The following is a 7648-nucleotide window of genomic DNA, read 5'->3' as shown; positions in this document are numbered from 1 at the left end:
CGAGCGCGCAGACGAACCAGCGCGGCACCGCCCCCATGGCCGCGAGGTCCGACAGGTTCACCGCCAGGGCCTTGTGGCCGATGTCCTCGGGCGAGAACCAGGCGCGTGTGAAGTGCACGTCCTCCACCACCGCGTCGGTGGTGATGCACTGCGCGCCCTTGCCCGGGGTGAGCACGGCGCAGTCGTCTCCTGGCCCGACGGGGACTCGCGCCCGGGGGAACTGGGAGAGGAAGACGTCGATGAGGGTGAATTCGCCCGGGGTGGCCACGGGCGCCACACTAGAAACGGTCCGGCTCGGTGTCGATCGGCGGCGGGATGTAGGCGGGCCCCTGACCCGACAGCGGCGGCTCCTGTGGCAGCACCACGGTGAAGCACGAGCCCTTGCCCACCTCGCTCGTCACCCCCACCCGGCCGCCGTGCCCCTCCACGTAGCTCTTCACGATGGCCAGCCCCAGCCCCGCCCCGCCGTACTCGCGCGTCGGGCTGTCGTCCACCTGGTAGAAGCTCTGGAAGATGCGCGCGCGCTGGTCCTCCGGGATGCCCACCCCGGTGTCCTCCACCTCGATGCGGTAGCCGGACACGCCCAGCCGCGGCTGGGGCCCCAGCTCCGACAGCCGCACCTCCACCCGCCCGCCCCCCGGGGTGAACTTCACCGAGTTGGCCAGCAGGTTCACCACCACCTGCCGCAGCTTCTCCCGGTCCGCCACCACCCGCGGCTGCACCACCTGCGGCATCCGCACCGTCACCGTCAGGCCCTTGCGCTGCGCCTGCGGCATCACGCTCGTGAGCGCGCTCTCCACCAGCTCCTGCACGTCCACCCACTCGAAGGCGAGCCGCACCTTGCCCGCTTCGATTTGACTCATGTCCAGGATGGAGGAGATGAGCTTGAGCAGCGTGTTGCCCTTCTCCGTGATGGTGCGCACGAACTGCATCTGCTCCGGGTTGAGCCCGCCCACCAGCCCCTCGGACAGCATCTCCGAGTAGCCGATGATGGAGGAGAGCGGCGTGCGCAGCTCGTGGCTCACCGTGCTCAGGAAGCTCGACTTGAGGCGGTCCGCCTCCTTCAGGCGCTGGTTGAGCCGCATGAGCTGCGCGTTCTGCGTCTCCAGCTCCCGCTGCGTCTCCAGCGTCGCCTCGAGGTGCAGCTGCGACGTCAGGTGGGACTTCTGCCCGGAGGCCAGCAGCGCCGCCAGCACCTGGGCGAAGTGCGCCACCAGCTTCGTCGCCTCGTGCTCGGACAGGCGCCGCACGCGCGCCATCAGCTCGCGCGCCCGCGCCACGTCCACCCCCGCCAGCTCCCCGAGCGAGGCCGGCGGCTCCGCGAGCTCCTCGGGAACGAAGGGGCCGAAGACGACGCGTCCCAGCTCGTCGCCGTCCCACCGCACCGGCATCAGCAGGTAGCGCAGGCCGGTGAAGCACGGCAGCGCCAGCAGCTCCCCGCCCAGCGGGCTCGTCCCGGGCACGGACCGCGCGCCCTGCGTGGGCGTCAGGGGGCCCTCGTGCAGCCGCGCCGCCAGGGCCGCGCTGCGCGAGCGGCCCTCGGGGGACGCATGGATGTAGCCGCAGAAGTCCCCGCTGCCGCCCTTCACCTCCGCCAGCGTGCGGCCCCGCGTGTCCAGCACCCGGATGCCCACCTGGTACAGCTCCCCGAGGCTGTCCACCACGCCCCCGAAGGTGTCCGGGTCCAGCATGTCCGTCAGCGCCAGCTCGCGCTGGAGCACCGAGCCGGCGGCACGCCCCATCTCACCCCCGGAGCCCATCTTCTCGGCGCTCATCGCGACTTCCCCACGGGCGGGTACAGGGACTCCAGCGCCGTGCCCGTCAGGTCCATCTGCTGGAAGATGTGGGAGAGGAACTCCTTCTCCGTCAGGCCGACGTTGCGCGACAGCCGCGTGCGCTCGTCCAGGTTGCGCCAGGCCGCTCGCAGCAACTCGTGCAGCGTCTCCATTACTCCCTCACCGCGCAGGGCCACGGCACCCACCACCGGCTCGCCTCCCCGCTTGCGCGCCTCCTCCAGCTCCTCGTCCGTCTGGGCGTCCGGCAGGTCGCGCTTGTTGAATTGGATGACCACCGGCACCTGTGAGGCGTCCAGGCCGTTCTCCCGCATGTTGGCCCGTAGCCGGCGCCAGTAGGCATTGTTCTCCGAGGCGGCGCTGCGGCGGCTGTCGGCGATGAAGGCCACCCCGTCCGTGTTCTGCAGCACCACGCGCCGGGTGGCGTCATGGACGACCTGCCCGGGCACGGTGAAGAGCTTGAGCTTCACCTTGAAGCCCGAGCTGCTGGTGAAGAAGACGGGGAGCAGGTCGAAGAAGAGCGTCCGGTCCTCATGCGTCTCCACGCTGAGCAGGCGGCCACGAGCCTCGGCTCGGGCGCGCGCGTGGATGCAGCGCAGGTTGGTCGTCTTCCCGCTCAGCCCCGGGCCGTAGTAGACGAGCTTCAGGGTGAGTTCGCGCTGGGCGTGGTTGAGTTGCACGTGCCGGACTCAGGTTGCCGAACGGGAGGGGGGAGGTTCGGCCAACCCACCCCGGGCGGATGGTTTTTTATAGTGAAAGGTGTTCGGCATTGAAAGCCGCCCCCCACCGTACCGCATGTGGGAGCCCGGACGAGACGGAAGCGGGCGGCCTTGGAATGCCGGACCCGCGTGCGCAGTTTGGCAGGGTCCGGCCCCCTCACAGCCGTGAGGGGAAATGTGCGCCGAACCGAGGACGTGCATGGGCACCGGGGAAGCGGTTAGGATCTGTAACGCGATGGAGGAGCAAGGCATGACGATGAAGCGGGTGGATCCGGTCGTGGAGGCGGGTGCGATGCCAGTGCCGGACATGGCCAACCTGCCCAACGACCTGGCGCCGGTGGTGAAGTTCGCCGGGCCGAGCGACGAGGACATGGCGTCCGTGGCCGCCCTGCGCGCCAGCTCCGAGCCGTGGAAGAGCCGGGGTGAGACGCTGGACGAGAGCTTGAAGGCCCTGACGGCCCTGCGGCCCTTCGTCCATGTGGCCAAGGTGCAGAACCAGTTGGTCGGCTATGTGACCGTGGAGCGGGATGGCCCGGTGCCAGGCGCCGCCTACATGCGCAACATCGTCGTCAAGCCGGAGCTGCGTCGCCGCGGCGTCGGTCAGGCGGTGCTCAACCACGCCCTGCAGGTGGCGCGGGACATGTACCGCAAGACGATTGCCCTGCGGGTGGACCCGGCCAACGCGCCGGCGGTGAGCTTCTACCGCAACGCGGGCTTCACCACGGTCGCCACGGTGGTGTCCAAGAAGTCCGGCAAGCTCCGGCTCCTGATGTCCCGGGAGCTCTGAGCCAACCCTCAGCGGGGGACAGGCGGCCACATCCTCCATGGCCCCCCTGCCCTTCGCTAAAGCCGCCCGGCCCGTCCCCTCGCAAGGGGGGTGGCCGGGCGTTTTCATTTCTGGTCAGCCCGGCCCCGGCACCGGTCCCTTTCCAGAATCCGTGGCAAATCCCAGCTATGCTGCACCCATTCTCCGGCGGGCCGAGTGCCCTCGCGGCCGGGGAAGGTGGGACCACGTATGAAGACCCTCACGGAGTTGCTGCGCCACCTGGCTCGCCCGGGTGTGCTGGAGCTCGCGCTGATCAGCGGGCGCCCTCCGATGGTGAAGAGCGGCAGCGGCTTCGAGGCGGTGGACGACGCCACCCTCGTGACGGCCGAGCTGTACGCGATCCTCCAGGGGCTGGTGGGCGAGGCCCGCGCCGCCAGCATCTCCGACAAGCCGAGCCAGTGGCCGATGCGCCTCGAGGGCCTGGGCCCCGTCATCGTCGGGGCCCTGTGTCGCGGAGAGGTGCTCAACATCCGCGTGGTGCGCGCCGAGCAGCCCCCGGCCGGAGCCTCCGCTCCCGCGCCCGCTCCCGCCGCACGTCCCCCCGGGCCCGCCGCGCCGGGTCCGGCCACCGCGAGTCCCGCCCCCGCGCCGCGTCCCGGCCAGCCGGCGCGCCCCGCGCAGCCCGCGCCCAAGGCCACCAAGGGCGTGGGCATCCAGATCATCGCTCCGGACAAGGACAAGCCCGCCCAGCCCGAGCCCGCTCCCGCCGCGCCCGCTCCCGCCCCGCCCGTGGCGGAGGCCGCTCCGGGCCCGCGCGTCGTCGTGCGTCCCGAGTCCGCGCGCGACCTGTCCATGCTGCTGGAGGACGCGCGCAACGTGGGCGCGAGCGACCTGCACGTCGTCGCGGGCCGCCCCGCCCTCTTCCGCATCGTCGGCGAGCTGCTGGCCCATGGCGCCACCCTCTCCCCCGAGGTGGCCGAGCTGCTGCTGCTGCCGCACGTGCCCGCGCGCCTGCGCCCCGTGCTCGACCGGGACGGGAGCTGTGACTTCTCGCTCGACCTGAGCCACGCCGGCCGCTTCCGCGTGAACATCTCCCGCCAGCGCACCGGCTACAAGGGCACCTTCCGCGTCATCCCGCGCGAGATTCCCACCCTCGAGTCGCTCGGCCTGCCAGCGGACATCGGCAAGGCCACCCACCACCACCAGGGCCTCATCGTCGTCACCGGCCCCTCGGGCCACGGCAAGACGAGCACGCTGGCGGCCATCGTGGACATCATCAACCGCGAGACGACGCACCATGTGCTCACCGTGGAGGACCCGGTGGAGTACCTCCACCCGCGCAAGAAGGCCTTGCTGAGCCAGCGCGAGGTGGGCTCGCACACCAAGACCTTCGCCAGTGCCCTCAAGGGCAGCCTGCGCGAGGACCCGGACGTCATCCTCGTGGGCGAGCTGCGCGACACCGAGACGGTGCGCATGGCGCTCGCCGCCAGCGAGACGGGCCACCTGCTCATCAGCACGATGAACACGCCCAGCGCGGCGAAGACGATCGACCGGCTCATCGACCTCTTCCCCCCGGCGGACCAGGCGCAGGTGCGCATGACGCTCGCCAGCAGCCTGCGCCTCATCGTCAGCCAGCGCCTGCTGCCGAGCGCGGATGGCCAGGGCATGGTGGCCGCCGCCGAGCTGCTGCCCGGCTCGGTGGCGCTGGGCAACCTCATCCGCGACAACAAGACGTACCAGATTCCCTCCCTCCAGCAGCGCGGCAAGTCGCTGGGCATCGTGCGCTTCGACGACTCGCTCGCCGAGCTGGTGCGCTCGGGGAGGACGACGCTGGAGATCGCCCGCGGCTACGCCGAGAACCCGGACGAGCTGGAGGCGGTGGTGACGGGCAAGCGGCCCGGCGCGCCTCCCGAGCCGCCCGCCTCCCCGGACGGCGCCAAGCAGCTCCTGTCCAAGATGGGCAACCTCCTCAACCGCAAGACCGCCTGACCATGAGCACCGTGCCGCGCATCGCCGCCCTCTTCGACAAGCTCCTCGAACAGAGGGGGAGCGACCTCCACCTGAGCATCGGCCACCCGCCCCTGGGCCGCATCCGGGGCCAGCTCATGCCCCTGCGCGAGGCCCTCCTCACCCAGCCCGAGCTGGAGGCGCTGCTCTTCGAGCTCACCTCTCCCGAGCAGAAGCGGCAGATTACCGAGGAGCTCGACCTGGACTTCGCCTACAGCTACGGCGACAAGGCGCGCTTCCGCTCCAACTACTTCTACAAGACGACGGGACTGGCGGCCGTCTTCCGCACCATTCCGAGCAAAGTGCTGTCGCTGGCCGAGCTCAACGCGCCCGAGGTGGTGCGCAAGCTGGCCGAGCGCCGCAGCGGGCTGGTGCTCGTCACGGGCCCCACGGGCAGCGGCAAGTCCACCACGCTGGCGGGGATGATCCACCACATCAACCACACGCGCCCGGCGCACATCCTCACCATCGAGGACCCGGTGGAGTTCGTCCACGAGTCGGCGAAGTCCCAGGTGACGCACCGCGAGGTGGGCATCCACGCCTCGAGCTTCGCCAACGCCATCCGCTCGGCGGGCCGCGAGGACCCGAACGTCATCCTCATCGGCGAGCTGCGCACCAACGAGACGATGAAGCTGGCGCTGCAGCTGGCCAGCTTCGGCGTGCTGGTGATGGCCACGGTGCACACCAACAGCGCGCCGGCCACCATCGACCGCATCATCAACTCGTTCCCCGCCGAGGAGCAGCCCCAGGTGCGCGGCATGCTCGCCGAGGGCCTCGCCGGCATCGTCGCCCAGCAGCTCATCCGCACCGCGGACGGCAAGGGCCGCGTGGCGGCGCTCGAGATCCTCATCGGCACGAGCGCCATCGCCTCGATGATCCGCGAGGGGAAGGTGTTTCAAATCGCCAGCAAGATGCAGGCGAGTCAGGCGCTGGGCATGCAGACGCTCGACATGCACCTGGAGAGGCTGGTGGCCGCGGGCACCATCCTCCCCGAGGCCGCCCTGGAGAAGGCCCAGGACAAGGAGGCCTTCGCCAAGGTGCTCCAGCGGCTCAAACCGGAGTTCGAGATTCCCGAGCTCGGGCTCGAATCGGGCGGCCATTAGCCTCAGCTCGCCGCACCTCCGGAAACGACAGGTTCGAGCAATCCGTTCGCGCGCAGGACGACTTGGACGCCACGGGCCAGGGCCACATGTCCCGGATTGGCCGCGCTGATGCGCTCGGAGGTGAGCTGGATGAGCGTTCCTTTGTCCTCGATCGACGCCACGCGCACTGGGGCCGGCAGGGCAGGCACCTCTCCTCGCGGGGAGGAGAAGTACGTCATCCAGCCCACGAACGTGCCGACGTCTCCCTCCTGCGACAGGCTGTCGCGGAAGTCGCCAGAGGTGACAACGCCCCAGTCCGGCTCCCAGGCCAGCACCATGGCGCGCAACACCTCGGTCAGCACGGGTGCGGTGAGCACGCGCTCCTCCCCTGGCTTCTCCCTGGGAAGGTAGAGAAAGCAGCTGTTCGGAGCACCCTGGGCGTCAGAGCCACAGAGCAGGTCGGCCATGCCGCCGTGCTCGCGGCCCTCATGTCCCGTCCAGGCCCCGAAGATGAAACCGACCCTTCCGAGCTTGTAGCTCCTCCTCTTGAAGAAGCGCTCGAACGTTTCGGCGGTGGGCTCGAATTGGAGCTGGAGCGCCTTCTTGAGCGAGTCCGCTTTTTCGAACCAGCGGGTGTAATCCGGGTCGCAGCGCGAGAGGAGGTGGAAGAAGGTCTCCGCGCGCCCGGCACACTGCTCGGCGGACTCCACGCGGCATCCCCAGTAGACAGCGGCGTAGTAGCTTTCCATTCGCTGAGACATCCCCGGGAGCTAGGGCGGCGTGTGAACCACGTCAATGCCCTTGAGCCCTCTCTCCTTGAAGAGCTTCTTGAGGATGTCGACCATCCTGGACTCCGCCACATGCCAGCGGATGGGCACACCGTTGGCCACGTTCAACTGTCGAGCCGCCTGCCTGACGAGCCGCTTCGCTCCCTGAAAGTACGGCTTGGGGTCGAGGTTGGCGTCGAAATGCTTGTCGTAGCCTCGACCCTTGGTCTCCAGCAGGGTGCCGTGGATGGGATCGCGACCATCGAAGTCCGCCTTCTCGCCGTTGCGGAAGACACGGTACACCCAGCCGGCGGGGGCCTTCGTCACCTTGTTCTGGAACCTGCGCGAGCGGTCGGACATGCGCTCGTTCTTGGGCACCCACTGGCCGGGCCCGCCGACAGGCGGCGTCCACCCGCTTGGCGTCGGTCCTCCATGGATGCCGACCGCGCCCACGGTGGCCATGTGCAACACGTAGGTGGTGTGGAGCGCCTGGCCCGCCACTGCCACCGCGCGC

8 protein-coding genes are annotated in these 7648 nt (G+C 69.9%); 3 read left to right on the top strand and 5 right to left on the bottom strand.

The features are described from left to right. The 3 genes from VF697_RS11960 to VF697_RS11950 form a co-directional block, all read right to left on the bottom strand. Nucleotides 1-268: thiamine-phosphate kinase (locus VF697_RS11960; protein WP_331094396.1), on the bottom strand; the 268-nt coding region annotated here is incomplete at its 3' end. Between the two features lie 10 nt (nucleotides 269-278). After that, nucleotides 279-1775 (bottom strand): ATP-binding protein, encoded by a 1497-nt coding sequence (locus VF697_RS11955; protein WP_331094394.1) that lies wholly within the window; start codon nucleotides 1773-1775, stop codon nucleotides 279-281. Then, complete coding sequence (locus VF697_RS11950) at nucleotides 1772-2473, bottom strand: GTP-binding protein (RefSeq protein ID WP_331094392.1); 702 nt, start codon at nucleotides 2471-2473, stop codon at nucleotides 1772-1774. The genes VF697_RS11955 and VF697_RS11950 overlap by 4 nt, the downstream gene beginning before the upstream one ends. A 289-nt stretch (nucleotides 2474-2762) precedes the next feature. Here VF697_RS11950 and VF697_RS11945 point away from each other — a divergent pair, with 289 nt between their 5' ends. From VF697_RS11945 to VF697_RS11935, 3 genes are all read left to right on the top strand, one after another. Then, nucleotides 2763-3299 carry a GNAT family N-acetyltransferase gene (locus tag VF697_RS11945; RefSeq protein WP_331094390.1) on the top strand — a complete coding sequence of 179 codons (537 nt, stop codon included), beginning with the start codon at nucleotides 2763-2765 and terminating at the stop codon, nucleotides 3297-3299. 228 nt (nucleotides 3300-3527) lie between these two features. Continuing rightward, nucleotides 3528-5267, top strand: coding sequence for a PilT/PilU family type 4a pilus ATPase (locus VF697_RS11940; RefSeq protein WP_331094388.1), 1740 nt, complete (start codon nucleotides 3528-3530; stop codon nucleotides 5265-5267). A 2-nt stretch (nucleotides 5268-5269) separates the two neighbouring features. Next, entirely contained in the window at nucleotides 5270-6388 is a 1119-nt protein-coding gene (locus VF697_RS11935; protein WP_331094387.1) for a type IV pilus twitching motility protein PilT, read from the top strand. Between the two features lie 2 nt (nucleotides 6389-6390). On the opposite strand, the gene VF697_RS11930 is transcribed toward VF697_RS11935, so the two are convergent. After that, nucleotides 6391-7116 (bottom strand): immunity 52 family protein, encoded by a 726-nt coding sequence (locus VF697_RS11930; RefSeq protein ID WP_331094386.1) that lies wholly within the window; start codon nucleotides 7114-7116, stop codon nucleotides 6391-6393. Between the two features lie 21 nt (nucleotides 7117-7137). After that, on the bottom strand, nucleotides 7138-7648 hold a 511-nt coding region (locus VF697_RS11925), incomplete at its 5' end, for a Tox-REase-5 domain-containing protein (RefSeq protein ID WP_331094385.1).

Origin of the sequence: Archangium sp., assembly GCF_036388035.1 — a bacterium.
Taxonomy (GTDB): Bacteria; Myxococcota; Myxococcia; order Myxococcales; family Myxococcaceae; genus Archangium.
This window is presented reverse-complemented; position numbering and strand designations above follow the sequence as displayed.

Excerpts from the sequence above, each read along its gene's own strand:
- VF697_RS11955 (WP_331094394.1), bottom strand. The coding sequence starts at position 1,775 with ATGAGCGCCGAGAAGATGGGCTCCGGGGGTGAGATGGGGCGTGCCGCC.
- VF697_RS11945 (WP_331094390.1), top strand. The coding sequence starts at position 2,763 with ATGACGATGAAGCGGGTGGATCCGGTCGTGGAGGCGGGTGCGATGCCA.
- VF697_RS11940 (WP_331094388.1), top strand. The coding sequence starts at position 3,528 with ATGAAGACCCTCACGGAGTTGCTGCGCCACCTGGCTCGCCCGGGTGTG.
- VF697_RS11935 (WP_331094387.1), top strand. The coding sequence starts at position 5,270 with ATGAGCACCGTGCCGCGCATCGCCGCCCTCTTCGACAAGCTCCTCGAA.
- VF697_RS11930 (WP_331094386.1), bottom strand. The coding sequence starts at position 7,116 with ATGGAAAGCTACTACGCCGCTGTCTACTGGGGATGCCGCGTGGAGTCC.